Consider the following 17,625-nt stretch of genomic DNA (forward strand, 5'->3'; position numbering starts at 1 on the left):
ACCCGCCCCCGGGCTCGAGACACCATGTCATCACCGAGGGCGGAGGCATCCCCCTCGCCGTCTCCCTGACCGGCGGCCACCGCAACGACGTCACGCAGCTCATGCCTTGATCAAGGCCATCCCGCCGGTACGCGGACGCGTCGGCCGACCGCGTCGGCGGCCCGGCTGCCTGTACGCCGACCGAGGTTATGACCACAACAAGTATCGCCGCCTGGTCTGGCGCACCGGCATCAAGCTTATCATCGCCCGGCGCGGGACTCCGCACGGCTCTGGCCTGGGCGTTCACCGGTGGGTGGTCGAGAGGACGATCGCGCTCCTGCACTGGTTCCGTCGCCTGCGCATCCGCTGGGAGATCCGCGACGACATCCACGAAGCCTTCATGATGCTCGCAGCCTCGATCATCTGCTGGCGACGCCTCGTCCGCTGATCTTTCCGTTTGGACCTCAAGCCAGGCCTGGGAGTCGTCAGGGACCAGCCGGCGCCTCTGACCAGGCTGTCGTGGACTCCCTCGCTCGTCAGGCCGACGGCGATGTCGGCGGCACGAGGGTGGAGGCGGACGTGGACCCGCCGCTCGGGGAAACGTCCCTGCTCCTCACCGGCCTCGTCGACCTGACCGCAAACCCTCTTCATCGCCTCTTCGGCCTTACCACGCTCGGGATCGACACCGGCGGACAAGGCGGCCCCAGCGGCCAGGCTGGACTGCATCACCAAGGCGGACGCCGCCGGGCGCGTGCCAGATCGTCGACAGCGCGCGGCGGGTCACGCGGAGAGCTGGGCAGATCGCGACGGCATCGTTGGCGAGCTGGACCGACTGGTTGCGGTACGCCCCGCTCACCGTCTGGGGAGTCGGCGGCGTGCCGATCGCGGCCGGCGCCGTCTACCGCACGCTGAACCAGATGAAGATCGACCCGCTCGAACTCGGCGTTGTCAAGGACCTCACCCGTCGCCTGCTGCAGCCGTTCAGCGGCGTGGGTGGCGCTGACCACGGCGGTGCGCAGCTCGTCGAGCTCGCGCTCCGGCCAGCGTGATCTGGTGCTCGGCCGCGATCGGCACTCCAGGCGGTGAAGGCGGCCGCTGCCGGGCGTAGGCGCGGCAGGTGTCGGCAGCACACCGTCGGTGATCCGCTCCTGGGTTCGCGCTGAGCGAGTGGTCGGCGGCGGTGTGCCCGCTACTGTCCGCCTTATTTTCTGGCAGCGCGAGAATCAGTGGCCGCTCCCCTGCAGCCGGGCCGACAGCGTCTCCCTGGTTGCGCACGCCGTCTCCCGCTGTCCTGTCTCGTTGAATCGAGGCATGAAACCCCCTTCACCTGCGGTGCCTCAGAATCGATGAGACGAATCGATGAAGCACGTCTCGTTGATCATCGGATAGTTCCGTGACTCTCGGCCCGGCTAGATCGGGAAGCGGCCGCGGCGCCAGTGCCAGTGGCGGCCGGCCTTCAGGTGGTCGACGATCGCGCGCTGGAGCACGGTGCGGCGCGGCAGCTGGTCGAGCGGCGTGGTCAGGGTGCGGAACACGAACCGCAGCACCTCGACGTCGGCGTCCAGCCCTTCCGGCTCCTCGTAGGGCTCCAGCTCGAACCTCCGCTGGAACCGGACGATGTTGGAGTCCGCGGGCAGGTACTCCAGCAGCTGCGGGTCGAGCAGCCACGAGCCGCAGGAGAACGCCGTGTAGCGCTCGTTGGGAAAGTGGCGCGGGAAGAACGCGCGGGCCGCGTCGAGCGACGCCGCCACCGCCTCCGGGGTCATCGGCCCCGACTCGGGGATGTGCAGCTCGATGGCGGTGCCGCCGCGCCGGTGCTGCAGTCGGCCCAGCTCGTAGAGGCCGCCGCGCGCGTGCAGCGTCAGCCAGCTCTGCATGACCGGCCAGCCCTCGCGGTGCATCCGCCGGTCGATCGCGAGGTTGCGGCCCAGGTCTGCGAGGGTCACCCACGACACGGCATCGGCGATGCCGTGGTCGCGGTTGTAGCCCATGACGACGTCGACCAGGGCCAGGTACGCGTACACGTAGAGACGCCGCCAGGCGGGGCCCCGTTCGCGCGGCAGCTCCGGACCGGGCGACAGCCAGCCGTGCCCCCCGAGATCGGCGCGGACCAGGGCGATCGAGCGGTCGAGCAGCCAGCGTAGCTCCGGAGTCCACAGTGGAGAGCCGGGGTCGGGCCAGCCCGCCATGATCTCGGCGGCGTCGTCCGGCCGCACCGCGAGCCGGTCGAGGATCGCGGGCGCGTCGGCCTTGGCGGGCAGCGGAGCGGATGGCCGGTCGCCGGCGAGCCGGTGCACGCGGTCGACCTCCTCGACGGGTACCCCGAGGCGGGCGGCGGCGGCGTCGAGATCCACGCGGACGATCGTACTCACCTCGTGTCCTCTCGCCCTGGTCGCCACCATGCCCTGGACGCGTTCTCCAAGCTCGCCGCCTCACACTGCATCGGCCGCAACGCCCACATCGACGGCCTGCCGACATGAAGGGACTGCGCCTCCTACCGGGCGATGGACCGGCTGCACCAGGTCCAAGACTCCGTCGAATGCCGTCGCGGTGGCAGCCCTTGGCGTGGGGAGTGGGCGGGCTCTGGCCACGGAGCTTGCGGCTCACGGGTGCTCACGATCGGGTGGAGTACGAACTGAGTGACGACTTCGTTGCTGGACTCCACGGCTTCAGCAGATTCTGACGCCGTCGTACGTGGCGCCCGGAGTGGAGGTGTCGGTGTACTGCTCTCGCACGCTGAGCGTTTGACATGGACTGTCCGCCCCGTTGTTCCATACGACCTTCACCTTGTAGGTGAAGGCGCAGTTGTTCTGCACCGTGGCCCAGGGGGTGATCGCCGCATTCTTCCCGGCTATTTTGTCGACACAACTGATCATGGCCGCCACGTTCACAGATCGCGCATGTGCGGGGCCTGTCCCGGCCATCAGCAGAAGTGCGGCGGCCGATGCCACGGCGAATGCCTTGAAACCATTGCTCACCATTGTCGAACCTCTCGGAGGGGAAGATCTCCTGCGTCAGGTGAAAAGGTAGCAGCGCCACAGCGGTTCAAGACCGTGAGAGCGTTCTCAGAGGGCGGTCTGTGGGCCGACGCCCCCTCATGTCATAGTGTGATCGAGCGAATCTGTAGCGTTATGACCGGATGGTTGGGCGTGGACGTGTTGAGATGGCCGGGTGAGTGAACGCAAGCCTTACGCGACGGACTTACCCGATGAGCGGTGGGCCCTGATCGACCCGGTGATCACGGCGTGGAAGGCCGCCCACCCTTCGGTCAGCGGCCACCAGCGGCCTGGTCATCGCGGTGGTGGTCGCGGCAGCCTCGATCCACCGGAAGGTCGTCCAGAGCGCCGAGCGGCGCCTGGCCGGGCTTGTGGAGCAGGCGCCGGGGGCGCTGGTGGTAGAGAGTGAGCAGGGGCAGGTCGGCTGAGCGGCCGCCGGCTCCGCCAAGTGGCGCTGCTGCTCGACATTCCGCATTCGGACGAGATCGCCGCCCTCAACGACGCCGCGCCTTGACTAATGGAGGCCGGCAGGCGATGCACAATCTTCTGTAGGGCTCCGTCATGCTTGTTTGACGAGATCCTTTTGCGCGCTCATAGTGGTTGTGCACCATCAACCGATAGCGCAACGACGCGCCAGGACGCTCACCTCGGGAGTTGATCAGGGCGTGGCGGTGAATCTCGGATCGGTCCAGCGCGACGACCATTCCGAGTGGCCGAAAGCCCTGGATCCGGCCGCCCTGGCGGCCCAGGGCTGGGCGCCCACCCCGTTTCGCGAATTCGTGGTGAAGGTCAACAGCCGCTGCGACCTCTCCTGCGCGTACTGCTACGTCTATGAAATGGCGGACCGGAGCTGGCGGGAACAGCCGATACGCATGTCCGCCGCCACCGCCACGCGTACGGGTGAGCGGATCGCCGAGCACGTCCGCGGCCACGGCCTGCAGTCCGTCGAGCTGATATTGCACGGTGGCGAGCCACTGCTGGCCGGGCCCGCACTACTCTCCCACATCGTCACCGCCACCCGATCAGCGGTCAGGGGTCGCGCGCGAGTGGGGGCGCGGATACAGACGAACGGAATCCGTCTCGACGCCGGATACCTGCGCATGTTCGACCACCTCGATATCGCCGTGGCGATAAGTCTCGACGGAGACAAGAAAGCGCACGACCGGCATCGGAAATACGCCAACGGCAGGGGCAGCTACGACGCCGTGACGAAGTCGCTCGGGCTGCTGCGCGATTCGTATCCGCACTTGTTCAGCGGCCTGCTCTGCACAATCGACGTCCGTGACGATCCGGTGGCGATCTATGAGGCGTTACTCGAGCACCAGCCGCCCAGAATCGACTTCCTGCTGCCGCTGGGCAACTGGTCATATCCTCCGCCCGGGCGGATACCAGGAGCCGCGGAAACGCCGTACGCCGACTGGCTGGTCGCGGTCTTCGACCGCTGGTACGGCGCGCCGCGCAAGGAGACCGACGTCCGGCTTTTCAGCGAGATCATCCATCTCCTGCTGGGCGGCCGGTCGAACAGCGAGTCGCTGGGGCTGTCCCCGGTGACGGTTCTCGTCATAGACGCGGACGGGACGATCGAGTTGTCGGACACGATCCGATCCTCCGCGCCCGGCTCGCCCTCAACAGGGCTCCACGTGGCCAGGAACGCCTTCGACGAGGCGCTGCTCCTGTCCGAGGCCGTTGCCCGCCAGCTCGGCGAATCCGCGCTGGCTCCCGGCTGCCGGTCGTGCAAGGTGAGGGCGGTGTGCGGTGGCGGGCAGTTCGCGCATCGCTACCGCGCGGAGACCGGTTTCGCGAACCCCTCCGTCTACTGTCCCGACCTGCTCGCACTCATCCGGCACATCAGGCAGGTCGTGGCGGCCGATCTGGGTACGCGGCTCGGAAGGCTTGGATGAAACTGCGCAGACACAACGTCTCCGACGACGTGTTCGCCGCCCTGGCGGCAGGGAGAGGTGGTGCCGCGGCGGTACGCCGGCTGGCCGCCGTCGAGCGCAGCAAGCATCTGCTACTTCTGCGCGGCCTGGTGGAGAGAGCCGCAACGACCGGGCATCCGGCAGCGGGCCGTACCGCGGACGCTTACGACCGGCTCGCCGCGCTGCAGGACGACGCCCCGGACGCTGTCGAGGCCGTCGTGTGTTATCCGGCTGTGGGGGCTTGGCTGCGGTCCACGCTGCTCGCTCTCCGTAGCGACCCGGAGCAGGCCCGGCCGGATCAGCTGGCCGCCGTCACCGCCGCCGCCGCGATCAGAGCGCGGGCGCAGCTGTCCATCGAGGTACGGACTTCGAGCGGTGCGCTGTTCCTGCCGTCCCTGGGAGAGGTTCGTGTCCCGGACGGCACGGCGACGGTGCGGTCCACGGCGGGAGGGGCGGACGTCGTCAGCGGTAGCGCCCGCGTCGTGATCCCCGACGACCGCTCCCAGGACGTCCCGGGCTGGCGGGGTCTGCGCCGGCTCACGGCGTACGCGGACGGTAAGGCTCTCGACCTCGTCCTCGACGATGTCGATCCCTACCGGATGCCCGCTGACGTGGCCGGCAGGCTGCCCGAAGCCGAGCTCCGGAGCTGGCGCTCGGCGTTGCAGGAGGCGTGGGGCATCCTCACCGCCCACCATCCGTCGACGGCGGCGGAGATCCAGGTGGCGCATCGGGTGCTCACCCCTCTGCGCCGCCCGCCACGGGGGCAGGTGAGCGGCACGGCCTCGGAGACCTTCGGCACCGTGGGCATGTCCCCGCCCTCCGACGGGCTCACACTCGCCGCGACGCTGGCGCATGAGGTCCAGCACGCGAAGCTGGGCGCGCTGTCGGACATCGTCCGGCTGCTCGACGCCGACGACGGCCGCAGGTTCTACGCGCCCTGGCGGGAGGATCCCAGGCCTGCCGCCGGCCTGCTGCACGGCGCGTACGCCTATCTGGGTGTCACCGCCTTCTGGCGGCACCAGCGCCACCACGAGCGGGGAGAGAGGGGCGTCCTCGCGCACAGCGAGTTCGCCCGCTGGCGGGCGGGCGCCGGTGGCGCGGTGGACGTCCTCATGGCCTCAGGACTGCTGACGTCCGCCGGCAAGCAGTTCGTCGCCCGGATGCGCCGCGTCCTGGCGGCCTGGCAGGGCGAGCCGGTGCCGGCGAGCGCGCAGGCGCGGGCTCGCGCGGAAGCCGAAGGTCATCTGGCCCGTTGGCGGCGCGCCCACGGTCACCCCGCGTTCGGAACGTCACGGCCGTGAGCGTCCTTAGATAGGTGGCGGGTCGAAGTCGAAGTCGAGCTGCCGCCCCTCGCCGGCGACCACGGTGTCGGGATGCTGGGGGCCGCGCACTTCCGCGAACTGCTTGACGGTCCGCGACGCCAGTTCCTCGGCCTTCTCCTCGGCGCCCGTGCGGCGCAGCACCACCGACAGGTTGGCGGAGCAGCCCAGGGTCAGCGGGTGGGTTGCTCCGAGCAACGTGCTGGAGCGGTTCATCGTGTCTTCGCTGAGGCTCTGCGCGGCGTCCAGCTCGCCGAGCGCGGTCAGGTCGCTGGCCAGATTGATCGCAGTGACCAGCGCGTAGTGGTGGTCGCGGGAGAGCCTGCTGTCCAGGGCGGCCAGACACTGCTCGTTGAGCTTGCGCGCGCTCTCGGCGTCTCCTCGCACTCGGTGCAGCAGCGCCAGGTTGCCCGCGCATCCGCGGTTGTAGGGGTGCTCCTCGCCGTACACCTGCGGGTAGCGGTTCATCGTGTCAAGGGCCCGGTCGAAGGCCTCGTTGATCTGCCCGGTGGTGCGCAGGGTGTTGGCGTGGTTCATGGCGGCGGCCAGTGTGTCGGGATGGTCGGGGCCGAGCAGGCGTGCGTACCGCTCGTAGACGTCCCGGGCCAGCTCGATCGCCTCGTCGTAGCGGCCGGCGCGGCGTAGCGCGATCGAGAGGTCCTTGCCGGTGCGGAGCGTGACCCAGTGTTCGACGTCGAGCTCCTGGACGCCGAACGCGTAGGCGTCCTCGCCCAGGTCGCAGGCATCCTCGTAGTCGCCGCACAGCCGGACCACCCGCGCGAGGTTGCCCCAGAACAGCAGGTGAGAGACCTTGCTGACGTCGGACTTCCGGCTGGCGACCGTGAACACGTTCTCATGGACGGCCCGAGCCCGCTGGTAGTGGCTTACCAGCGCGTAGTCGAGCGCCAGGTTGTTCTTGGCGAGCAGCAGCTCGATGTGATCGGAGGCGTACGTGGCCTCGTGCCCCCGCAGGACCTGCTCGTCGTGGTCTCTGGCTTCGAAGAAGTCGCCCATGGCGCGCAGGTCTCCGCCGAATCCCTGCGAGAGGAACAGTGACTTCTCGTGCTGGGGTCCGAAGACCCGGCGCGCGCGGTCCAGGGCCGCCCTGTCGGTCTCGAAGGCCTTGGGATAGTCGCCGAGGACACGCAACACCTTGCCGAGCTGTGCCTGGGCGTCGATCACGTGGGAATCGTCGGGGCCGGAGTCTTTGGTCCACTGCTGGAGGAAGCTCTCCACGAAAGCGCGGCTCGTCTGGTGCTGGCCCGACGCGTAGAGGTAGCGGACCATGTTGAGAGCGAACTCGCGCACCCTCGGGTCGCGGGTGCCGGCGATGCCGGACGGCACGATGTGCTGGACGAGCTCGGCGTAGCGCAGCCAGTTGGCCTCGTCGTCGGGGTCGCCGAGTGCCGGGCTTGCCAGCAGGACATGAACGATTTTGCGGTAGCGATCCTGTTCGTCCTCGCTCAGGTCGGCGCGGAGCAGTGCCTGGATGAGGCGGTGCACCTGAAGGGTGCGTGTCTCCGGGTCGAGCTTGGCCAGCGCGTAGCGCCCGATCAACCGGATGGCCTTGCTGCGCAGCAGGGGGTTGTCGAGGAGTTGCTGCAGACCCGGTGCCAGATGCTCGTCGACGCCCCAGCGGAACACGTCGACGGGGATCGGCTCGGGACCGAAGAAGGCGCAGCACCTCATCAGCTCGACCGCTTCGGTGAGCTGCTGCTCCAGTTGGCTCACCGAGAGCCGCCAGGCCGCGGTCATCGACCGTGGATAGTCGAGCGGCTTGGGCATCTGCAGAGTGTCGGACATGTGCTTGGCGAGCTGCTGGAGGTATTCGTCCACCGACATGCCCGCCTCGGCCTGCAGCGCGCCCGCCTGCTCCAGGGCCAGCGGCAGGTGCCCCAGCTCATCGGCGAGCCGCCGCGCGTCGACATCGCGAAGTGCGCTGGAGACGCGTTTGTGCAGGAACTGCACGCTCTCGCCCTGGGTGAACACGTCGACGGGGACGGTCTCGACGACGCTGCGCCACTCCTGGTTGCGCGAGGTGATGAGAACATGCCCGGGACCACGCGGGATGAGCTGGTTGATGTCTTCCGGCCGGTCGGCGTTGTCGAAGATGAGCAGCCAGCGATCGTACGGGTCGCCACGACGCAGCGCGTGCAGGACGGCGGTGGCGGTGTCCTCGATGCCGACCGCCTTGGCGGGTGGCAGGTTGAGCCGGGGAGCGAGCGCCGCCAGCGCCGCGGGCACCAGCAGCGCCTGGTCAGCCGATATCCACCACACCACGTCGTATTCGGCTTGATAACGCCAGGCGTACTCGACCGCGACCTGAGTTTTACCGACCCCGCCCATGCCGTGCAGGGCGTGCGGGACGACCGCCGTCACGTCGGCCGCTATTCCGGCGCGAAGTTGCTCGAGCAGGCCGTCTCGGCCGGTGAAATTTTTATTGCGCGGCGGAATCTTCTCGCCCCATACCTCTGGCAATCCGCGCGCCACCGCCCGAGAACCCGTCACAGACCGATGGTAGCAACACCGTAGCATGCCTCATAGCCGACCCGCTGACGCACAGGTGGGCGTACAAGTCGCCATAAAGGCACAAAACTCGCCTTCAAGCCTTATTGCGGATCATTTTGGACATTCAAGCGTAAGGGCGATCTTCGGTTGACAGTTCCGCCTGGTCAGCTGATTTGCGGGGGCGCACCCCTCTAGGCAAGGGCAGCGATATGGGCGATGCTGTGGCAGGCATGCCTTACAAGCGGCGTCCGCATGGCGCATGACCATACGGTCAGCCGCCCCGACGTCTGGAGTGTCCATTGGCGAGACAGGAGGAATGTTCGTCCGAGGGTGTCGACGAGCGTGACGGAGGCCTGCTCGACCTCTCCGCGGCCTCGCTCCGCGACATCGCGGCGCTCTCAGCGGAAGACCCGTCGGTGTTCGGCGAGGCGGTGAAGAGGGCGCTCGGCCAGAGCGGACCGCTGCTCGGATTCGGTCAGAGCATATGACACCCCTTACACCTGACCCGAAAGGCAACGGTCACCCTGCCCGCCACGGCATACGGCTCCGTGAGAGGGGCAGGCCTCTACAACCGCGTGTCACGGTGGGTCGCGGTACGAGTGCACTGCCCGCGGACATAAACTCACGCCATACGTCGGACCGGGCTCCACCGGGGCGACCGCATTCGCGCTGAGAGGAGTCGGCACCATTTTCCGGCAGTCGTCATCTCCTTCAGGGCATTCGTGCAATCGGCCGACGCGCCTCCCTCTCGCTATCGCCTGTCGGCAGTCCACCGCGAAGCTGTCTTCGCAGTGCGGTGGCCGGCGAGCGGGTCTGGCCGCTACCTCGCATCCGAAGCCGATCCTGCTTACAGGACGCCCTTTTCGGACGGGATCGCTGCGATGACTGTCAGCGTGATGGCCCAATATGTCGATCGGCAGCCATATGTTGGCGTTCGCCCCTTTTACGCGGATGAATCCGGACAATACTTCGGGCGCTCCGCAGCGGCGGACGACATCGCCGATCGTTGGCCGCAGCATCCGTTGACGGTGCTCAGCGGGCCGCCCGGCTGCGGCAAGACCTCGCTGCTCCACGCGAAGCTCGTCACGCACCCCGCCCTCCGCGCCGCCGACATCCTCCCGATAGGGCGACCCTCCGGACCGCCTCCCCGGGCGCTCGCCGCGCTGCCGGAGCACAACCCGCACACGCTCGCCGTGCTCTGTTCATGGTCGCCGGCAACGCCCCCAGGCCGCCTGGCCGGCCTGTCGCTCTACGAGTTCCTGCGCCGCGACGGCCGGGCCGACGGCCGCTCCGGTCCCCTGCTGGCCGTGATCGACCAGGTCGAGAAGGTCTTCGAACGACACTCGCGTCTCGATCGGCACCGCGCCGGTTTCCTGACCCAGCTCCGCGAGATCACCAGCGAACTACCGCACCTGCGGCTCCTCCTGTCCATACGGGACGAGCACGTGCCCGACCTCGAGATCGCCCTGGGATCCGCGCAGCCGTACCACCTGGGCGCGCTCACGCTCGACGAGGCAGTGCAGGCCATCGAAGGGCCCGTGGCGGGCAGCGGGAGGTGGTACGCCGACGGCGTGGCCGAGCGCATCGCCTCCGCCGTCGCCACCGGGCACGGCACGGTCGACCCGGTGCTCCTGCAGGCGATCTGCTCACGGTTGTGGACTTCGCTCCCCGCAGACACCACCGCCATCACCCTGCAGGACGTGCACGCGTACCCCGGTATCGGGCCGGCGCTGCGCGAGTTCTGCGGCCAGGCCGTCGCGGACGTGACCATGGAGCACGACGTCTCCACCCTCCGCGTGGCGTCGTGGCTGCAAAACGCGTTCGCTTCCCCCGCGGCCCGCGGCGACACCGCGAGGAGCGCCACCCGCGCGGGCCTCCCGCCGGCCATACTCCTCGCCCTGCAGGACCGTCACATCCTGCGCGCCGACCACGGCTCCTACACGTTGCACCATGAGTGCCTGGCCGAGCCGCTCACCCGACTGGACGTCGCCGACCTGCGGGGGAGCGGCACCAGCCCTCACCGGCATCTGGCCGCGGCCGAGTCCGCGCTGTTCAGGGGAGACCTCGCCGCCGCCGAGCTGAGCGCGAACGCGGCCCTCACCGGGCTGGAGGACCTGACGCTCCTGGCCGCGGTCGAGGCGAGGCTGGGCGACATCGCACACCTCCGTGGCGATCCGCGACAAGCCGTGACCCACTACCGGGCAGCCGCCGCCTCCTACGAGGCGATGCGGGACAACCCTGCCGTGGCCAACCTGCTGGCCGCCATCGCCCACTCGCTGCTGGCTCAGGGAATGGGCGCCGAAGCGGTCGACGCCATGCGCTCCGCGGTCGACCGGCTGCCGGCCGACCTGGCGCTGCAGACCGAGCTGGGCCGGACATTGTGGCAGGCGGGCCAGGGCCAGGCCGGGGTGACCGTACTCACCGACGTGCTGAACACCGATTCCGGCACGCCCGAGGCGCTGCGGACCCGGGGAGAGATGCTGGCCGACCTGGGCCAGGGCGCCAAGGCCCTGCACGATCTCGACCAGGTGCGGCGGCATCTGCGTCCCGAGGGTCGCGCCGCCCGCGCGCTCGCCCTCGTCAGCACCGGCAACCACCGGGACGCCGAGGAAGAGATGGATGCGGCGCTCGAAGCCGGCTCCCAGAACGGGCCGGCGCTCCTGTACGTCGCCCGCGTCAGGGCACTCGGCAGCGACCGCACCGGAGCAGCCGACCTCGCCCGTCTCTCCTTGGCCGCTACGGCTCCCCCGCTGGCCCCACACCAGCGTGCGGCGGCGACTCAGCTCCTGCGGACCGGCAGTCCGTCGCCCTCCTGAGGACGGCCGGCGTCAACCGCCACGTCGCAGAAGTCGTCGATGCACTGCTCGATCGGGCCGAACAACGGAGGCTCCAGGATCTGCCCGCCCAGGAACTGGCCGCCCTCGTCGTAGTGCATCCGGGTGTGCTGGGTCACCTGGCTCGCCAGTGCGTACGCCGCCGTCGCCAGATCCCTCGCGACCCGGGCAACGCCGCCCGGGGACAGGACAGCCACCCGCGAGGCCAGCTCACCCACCGTCGCGGCCTGCGCCTCGATTGCGGCGAGCCGGACGTTCATGTCCTCCCAGGAGTGGTGGGCCGCGACCTCAACCTGCAACCTCAGCTTGAGCGCCCCACCCAGCAAGTCCCCGTACGCCTGCTCGCGCGCTTGCGCCTGCTGCTCCTCACGCCGCCGCTGCGCCTCCCGTTCCTCCTTTCTGGCGGCGGCCCGGTTGGTCAGTGCGACGCCGCCCAGAGCGCTGAGAGCGCCCACGATCGCGCCGGCCGCGGAAATGATGGTCGTCACAAGCGAGGCATCCGCCATGGCGAAAGTGTGACATCGCGTGACGGCGGATGGCAGAGCTCGCAGATCAGTCTCGTGTGGATCGGGCGCGGCCGGTCCCACCGCCGAGTGAGGACGCCTTCACCAAGCCGTTGCCGGTCAGGTCACTCCGTGACGGGCAGGCACTCGGCGAGCAGGCCGACGACGTCGCGCCAGGCTCGCTGCGCGTGCTGCGGGTGGTAGCCGACGCCGGGGAGCACGGGCTGGTCGACCGTCGGGTGGTGGAAGGCGTGCAAGGCGCCGCCGTAGACCACGAGGCGCCAGTCGACGCCCGCGGCCTGCATCTCGGCGGTGAACGCGTCGCGCTGCGCGGGCGGCATGATCGGGTCTTCCGAGCCGACCCCGGCCCACACCGGGCAGCGAATGCGCGCCGCCTCGCCCGGCCGGCCCGTGATCAGTCCGTTGACCGTCCCGATCGCGTGCAGGTCGACGCCGTCGCGCCCCAGCTCCAGCGCGATCGCGCCCCCGGTGCCGTAGCCGACGGCGGCGATCCGGTCGGGGTGGGTCCGCGGTTCGGCGCGCAACACCTCGAGTGCCGCGTGGCCGATGCCGCGCATCCGGTCGGGATCGCCGAGCAGCGGCATGCAACGGGCCAGCATCTCCTGGGGGTCGGCGAAATAGCGCCCGCCGTGGATGTCGAAGGCCAGCGCCACGTATCCCAGCTCGGCGAGCGCATCGGCTCGGCGGCGCTCGACATCGCTGAGCCCCGGGCCCTCTGGTCCGAGCAGCACCGCAGGGCGAGGCCCGGCACCGGAGGGCAGCGCGAGATGCCCGATCATCGTCAGGCCGTCGGCGGAGTATTCGACCGTGCGTGTCGTCACCGTGGTCATGTAGCCGGACTGTAGTGCTCGTCGAGGGTCGGACGGGCCGGGGTTCACCACCGGCGGACTTCGCCGCCAGCGGAACAGTACACGCCCGAGGAGGACGATGATCGACCTAAGGGCAGATGTTTCGGTACGGCGCTCCGCCCAGGTACCGCTCCCATTCGGCGGGCGACAGCGAACGCCCGACCCGCGCGCAGACCTCCCGCGCCACCCGTTCTCCGTCGACGGCCACCGAGCGGACGGCCCCTTCCACCCCGACGTGCACGGCGGCCCCGTCGGCGCTGAAGACGAGCGACCACGGCTGGCCCTCCCGCACCAGGTAGGACCCGCCGAGCCGGCGCCTGGCCTCGACGTCCCAGAGCTGGAGCAGGCCCTCTGACGAGACGGTGGCGAGCGTCTTGCCGTCAGGTGAGAAGGACAGGAAATCGACTTCGCCGGCGGCTCGGGGAAGGGCGGGGCGCAGTGCCGCGGGCCCGTCGACGTTCCACAGCCCGACCCGCCCGGTGGTGCTCTCGTAAGCGGCGAGGAGGCCTCCCCTGCTGATCGCGAGCGCATCCGTGGGCAGGAGTCCGGCGCCCACCGGCTTGCCGGTGCCGACGTCGATGAACCTGCCGCTGTCCGGCGACACGTACGCCGTACCGCCCGGCAGGAACGGCCCGCCCCGGGATGCCGTGTCGAACGAGTTCAGCACGTGCCCGTCGGCGGCGTCGAGCACCACTTCCTTGAACACCCGGCTCTGCCGGTACGCGACGGTGATCGCGAGCCGCCGCCCGTCCGGGCTGAACCGGGTGTTGATGGGCATACCGCCCTTCCCGGGCATCGGCACCGACCAGAGCCTGGCCCGGGTACGCAGGTCCCAGAGCGTGACCTTGCCGCTGACCTCCTTGACGGCCAGCTTCGTTCCGGAGAAGTCGGCGATCAGCGGCCCGCCCTCCGTTGCGACGGGGAGTCGGGCGGTTTCCTTGCCCGTGCCCATGTCCAAGATCCGAAGCTGCCGGCCGGCGACGATCGCGGCCCGCCTGCCGTCCCCGCTGAGGAAGGCCACCCCTGGCACAGCCGTCGCGTGAGTGCGAGGCCGCAGGTCCAGGCTGACGACGGCGTCGTCCATGACGTATCGGAGCGTGTTGCCGTCGGGGTCGAACGCGACGTCGGTCAGATCGCCCTCGGCGCGGTGATCGAGCACGGTGTTCCGGGTGCGCAGATCCCAGACCTGCACATCTCTTCCACGGAAGGCGGCGAGGTGCCGACCGTCCTGGCTGAAGCGTAACTGGCCGTCGGACCCGCAGACGCGGCAGGCGATCGTGCCGCCGAGGGCGCGGCCCGAGGAGGCGTCGACAAGGGCGACATCCGCCCCGGCGCAGGCGAGCGTCCTGCCGTCGTGGCTGAACGCCACCGCCTTGGGCCGCTCCGCGCAGGCGGGGAACGGCCGTTCCGTCCGCCACCCCGGCAGCGCGATCCGGTCGAGGCGGTCGCCCGGCAGCAGCAGGCGCTTCCCCGTGCGGTCCACGAGCGGGTGTCTCACCGCCTTCCCGCCGCGCTGCCGGAAGACGGGCTTGCCGAACTGCTCGCCGGTGGAGACGTCGAGCAGGTAGTGGACGTCATGCAGGCTGTACAGCAGCGTGAGCGTGGTCTCGTGCTCGCCGAACACGGCGCTGTAGCTGAACCAGTTTCGCGCGGGGAGCGGTCGTTCGAGCAGCTTCCTGCCGGTCTTCACGTCCCAGACGCCGAGCTTTTCTGTCGTGGTCTGGGCCAGCAGTCGCCCGCTGCGGCTCAGCGCCGGTGGATACGCGATCGTTCCGCTCAGCGTCATCCGGGGCCAGCTCGCTGTACGCCTGCCGGTGCGCACGTCGTACACGTTGACCCCGCCTTCGCTGGCGCTGACCAGCGTGCGGCCGTCGCGGCTGAGCAGCCGCCGCGCCACGCCCTTGACCGGCGGGTCGTGGAAGACGGCCGTCTGTTGCTGCTGGAGTGAGGCCGTCAGGCTGGAGCGGGCCTCCGGCTGCGCCGGCGACATCCGCCATGCCGCCACGCTCAGCAACATCGCCAGGGAAGGGTCGATGGTACGCTGCCGATCCGCCTCGGCGGCCGCCTGTTTGGCGGCCAGGATGTCGCGTTGCCGTGCCGTCTCCTGGCGCTGCCAGACAGCCAGCCCGCCGGCCACGAGCGACACCACCAACAGCCCGGCCAGCGCGACCGTGGTCAGCGTCCGGCGCCTGACCCGCCGTCTGGTGAGGTGAGTGCCGGCGCGCAGGAAGTCCTGTTCGAACGGGGTCAGCGTGACGCGCCGACGGCCGGTCGCGGCCCAGCTCAGTGCCTGCTCCAGGCGGCTGCCCTGGAGCAGGTCGGCGTCGCGTCTGCCGTTCGCGGCCCAGTGGCGGGCGGCGGCGTTGACGCTGTTCAGCATGGCCAGCCCGTCGCGGTCGGCGTCCACCCACATGCGCAGTCTCGGCCAGGCACGCAGCAGTCCTGGCCGCGACAGGGCCACCGTGTCGTCGCCGCTGACGATCACGTACGAGAACGCGTCCAGCACCCGCCTGACCGCGGCCGACTCCCGCTCGGGACGCCCCTCGAACAGCTCGTCGTACCCGGCCGACCGTCCGGCCTCGTGCCCGTCCTCCCCGACGGCCACCAGCCTCAGGAACACCTCGGCCGCCACCTCCCGCTCCTCGGGGTTCAGCGACTCGTAGGCGTCCTCGGCGATCGTTCCCAGAGCGGGATCGCCCTGCGCCGCCGGCCCGTGCACGCCCCGCGCGGTCCTGCTGCCCGCCGCCAGCAGTCTCTCGGTATCGGCGTCGCTCCCGCTGACGAGGGCCAGCAGCAGGTCACGGGCATCGGGACGGGCCGCCGGATCCTTGGTCAGGGCCGCCTCGACCAGCGAGGCCAGGCGTGACGACAAGGCGCTGAGATCGGCCCGGTGCGTCAGCACCCGGTGCATGACGGCGCCCAGGTTGTCGGCGGCGAACGGCTCACGCCCCGTGGCGGCGAACACCATGATCGAGCCCCACGCGAACACGTCGGCCGGCGCACCCGCCCGCTCCCCGAGGAACACCTCGGGCGCCATGTACGCCGGGGTGCCCGACACCTCGCCGGTCGCGGTGAGCGACATGTCGGGCGTGCGAGCGATGCCGAAGTCGATCACCCTTGGGCCGTCGGGCCCGAGCAGCACGTTGTCCGGTTTGAGGTCACGGTGCACGACTCCCGCGTCATGGATCGCCGTCAGCGCGGTGGCCACCGCGGTGGCCAGCCGATAAAGGTCGTCACCGGTGAACCGGCGTCCGTCGCGCACGGCCGCACCCAGGCTCGGCCCCGGCACGTACTCGGAGACGAGATACGGCCTGTGCCCGTCCAGGTCGGCGGCCAGCACGCGCGCCGTGCAGAACGACGACACCCGCCGCGTGGCCGTCGTCTCCTTCGCGAACCTGTCGCGAACCGCGCGATCGTCGGCCGCGTGCAGCACCTTGACCGCGACCCGGTTGCCGTCGGCGTCGTACGCGTCGTACACGACGCCCTGCCCGCCCGAACCGAGCCGTCCGGCAAGCCAGTAATTCCCGACGCGCTGGGGATCCCCAGCGCTCAGCGCTTCCATGGCGAGTTAGATGTTCTCTGCTATGCGAAGGTTGTCACGGTAAGCATGCCTGACCGCACCCGCCTCGCACGGGAGATCGACGGAGTGGTAGGTGGCGGCAGTTCGTCCAGCGCGTGTCCCAAGGCAAGCGACTCGCGAACGGGTGGTCGGCGACCAGGCGCTGTAGGGCTTACGGCCCGCCGGGGACGCGGCCGCCCGCTTATCCGGTCGGCGCGTCCGCGCCCACATCGGGACCGCTGAGGCTTGGTTCCGTCGCGTCGAGACTCATGTCCTGGGTGCCTATCACGGACAGCAACTCCAGCTGGGCCGCGCCCTCGCTGCCGGGCGGCGCGGTGAACCACAGCAGGCGCTGGCGGCCGTCCTCGCTGAACAGGCTGTGGCAGTCCACCTCGATGATTCCCAGCGCCGGGTGAACCAGGCTCTTGTGGTCGGCCCGGCGCAGCGCCACGCCATGGGCGTCCCACAGGGCGGCGAACTCGGCGCTGCGCCGCCGCAGCGCGGCCACCATGCGCACCACGTGCGGGTCGCGGCCGCGCCGGGCAGCGACCGCCCGCAGGTCGGACACGAAGACGCGGGAATGGTGCGGGTGCTCGTCGGGCGGGTAGAGCGCGCGGGCGGCGGGGTCGGTGAACCAGCGGTAGATGTAGCTGGCCTTCAAGCCGTGCCTCATCGGGTGCCGGCCGATCAGCGCGGCGGCCAGGTCGTTCTGTACGAGGGTCTCGTGCAGGTCAGTGATGATCATCGCGGGCGTCGTGGCCAGCCGGTCCAGCATGGCCAGCATGGCCGGCTGGACGTGGGCGGTCGGGCCGTGCGCCGCCGGGACAGGCCTGCCCGCGAGATGGAACAGGTGGTCGCGCTCATCGCCCTCCAGCCGCAGCGCGCGGGCGAGAGCGGCCAGCGTCTGGGCCGACGGCTGGGCGCCGCGCCCGCGCTCCAGCTCGGTGTAGTAGTCCGCCGACAAGCCCGCGAGCTGCGCGACCTCCTCCCGGCGCAGCCCTGGCACACGGCGCCGGGGGCCTGCGGGCAGCCCGACGTCGGCCGGCCGGACGCGGGCACGGCGAGTCTTCAGGAACGCGGAGAGTTCGCGGAGGTTCACCTCTCCATCGTGACCCTGGCGGCCGGTCGTAGCCAGGGGA

The 17,625-nt window shown here is 70.1% G+C and carries 13 protein-coding genes and 1 pseudogene; 7 read left to right on the forward strand and 7 right to left on the reverse strand.

The genetic code is table 11. The features are described 5' to 3' along the window. Nucleotides 1-8 precede the first annotated feature (8 nt). Nucleotides 9-427: pseudogene (locus tag GUY59_RS07495) on the forward strand (transposase); the annotation flags it as partial. A gap of 367 nt (nucleotides 428-794) precedes the next feature. Next, the gene (locus GUY59_RS07500) at nucleotides 795-1,028 is read left to right on the forward strand and encodes a hypothetical protein (RefSeq protein WP_138199753.1); all 234 of its coding nucleotides are present in this window, start codon (nucleotides 795-797) and stop codon (nucleotides 1,026-1,028) included. Nucleotides 1,029-1,388: 360 nt separating this feature from the next. Here the strand turns inward: GUY59_RS07500 and GUY59_RS07505 are convergent, their stop codons facing one another. Together GUY59_RS07505 and GUY59_RS07510 are read right to left on the reverse strand one after the other, a co-directional pair. Next, nucleotides 1,389-2,351, reverse strand: coding sequence for an acyltransferase domain-containing protein (locus tag GUY59_RS07505; RefSeq protein ID WP_201760602.1), 963 nt, complete (start codon nucleotides 2,349-2,351; stop codon nucleotides 1,389-1,391). Nucleotides 2,352-2,648: 297 nt separating this feature from the next. After that, nucleotides 2,649-2,960 carry a hypothetical protein gene (locus GUY59_RS07510; RefSeq protein WP_138199752.1) on the reverse strand — a complete coding sequence of 104 codons (312 nt, stop codon included), beginning with the start codon at nucleotides 2,958-2,960 and terminating at the stop codon, nucleotides 2,649-2,651. A gap of 317 nt (nucleotides 2,961-3,277) precedes the next feature. Here GUY59_RS07510 and GUY59_RS49880 point away from each other — a divergent pair, with 317 nt between their 5' ends. From GUY59_RS49880 to GUY59_RS07525, 3 genes are all read left to right on the forward strand, one after another. After that, on the forward strand, nucleotides 3,278-3,403 hold the full coding sequence (locus tag GUY59_RS49880) for a hypothetical protein (RefSeq protein WP_269128732.1): 126 nt from the start codon (nucleotides 3,278-3,280) through the stop codon (nucleotides 3,401-3,403). A gap of 243 nt (nucleotides 3,404-3,646) precedes the next feature. Beyond that, nucleotides 3,647-4,876, forward strand: coding sequence for an FxsB family cyclophane-forming radical SAM/SPASM peptide maturase (locus GUY59_RS07520; RefSeq protein ID WP_138199751.1), 1,230 nt, complete (start codon nucleotides 3,647-3,649; stop codon nucleotides 4,874-4,876). After that, on the forward strand, nucleotides 4,873-6,195 hold the full coding sequence (locus GUY59_RS07525; protein WP_138199750.1) for an HEXXH motif domain-containing protein: 1,323 nt from the start codon (nucleotides 4,873-4,875) through the stop codon (nucleotides 6,193-6,195). Before GUY59_RS07520 ends, GUY59_RS07525 begins: the two co-directional genes overlap by 4 nt. Before the next feature lie 6 nt (nucleotides 6,196-6,201). Here GUY59_RS07525 and fxsT read toward each other — a convergent pair whose 3' ends face one another. Next, nucleotides 6,202-8,721, reverse strand: a complete 2,520-nt coding sequence (fxsT, locus tag GUY59_RS07530) for an FxSxx-COOH system tetratricopeptide repeat protein (RefSeq protein WP_252374846.1) — start codon at nucleotides 8,719-8,721, stop codon at nucleotides 6,202-6,204. Nucleotides 8,722-9,020: 299 nt separating this feature from the next. Here fxsT and GUY59_RS07535 point away from each other — a divergent pair, with 299 nt between their 5' ends. Further along, entirely contained in the window at nucleotides 9,021-9,209 is a 189-nt protein-coding gene (locus GUY59_RS07535; protein ID WP_138199748.1) for a hypothetical protein, read from the forward strand. Between the two features lie 408 nt (nucleotides 9,210-9,617). Then, entirely contained in the window at nucleotides 9,618-11,537 is a 1,920-nt protein-coding gene (locus GUY59_RS07540) for an nSTAND1 domain-containing NTPase (protein WP_330849146.1), read from the forward strand. Here GUY59_RS07540 and GUY59_RS07545 read toward each other — a convergent pair. The 4 genes from GUY59_RS07545 to GUY59_RS07560 form a co-directional block, all read right to left on the reverse strand. Next, nucleotides 11,501-12,043 carry a hypothetical protein gene (locus GUY59_RS07545; protein WP_138199746.1) on the reverse strand — a complete coding sequence of 181 codons (543 nt, stop codon included), beginning with the start codon at nucleotides 12,041-12,043 and terminating at the stop codon, nucleotides 11,501-11,503. The genes GUY59_RS07540 and GUY59_RS07545 overlap by 37 nt on opposite strands. Nucleotides 12,044-12,183: 140 nt before the next feature. Continuing rightward, a complete protein-coding gene (locus GUY59_RS07550; protein ID WP_138199745.1) occupies nucleotides 12,184-12,909 on the reverse strand; it encodes a dienelactone hydrolase family protein in 726 nt (241 codons plus the stop codon). Between the two features lie 106 nt (nucleotides 12,910-13,015). After that, complete coding sequence (locus tag GUY59_RS07555; RefSeq protein WP_138199744.1) at nucleotides 13,016-16,489, reverse strand: WD40 repeat domain-containing serine/threonine protein kinase; 3,474 nt, start codon at nucleotides 16,487-16,489, stop codon at nucleotides 13,016-13,018. Between the two features lie 199 nt (nucleotides 16,490-16,688). Further along, entirely contained in the window at nucleotides 16,689-17,585 is an 897-nt protein-coding gene (locus GUY59_RS07560) for a helix-turn-helix transcriptional regulator (protein ID WP_138199743.1), read from the reverse strand. Nucleotides 17,586-17,625: the final 40 nt, after the last annotated feature.

This window comes from Nonomuraea sp. K271, from assembly GCF_009908215.1.
Taxonomy (GTDB): domain Bacteria; phylum Actinomycetota; class Actinomycetes; order Streptosporangiales; family Streptosporangiaceae; genus Nonomuraea; species Nonomuraea longispora.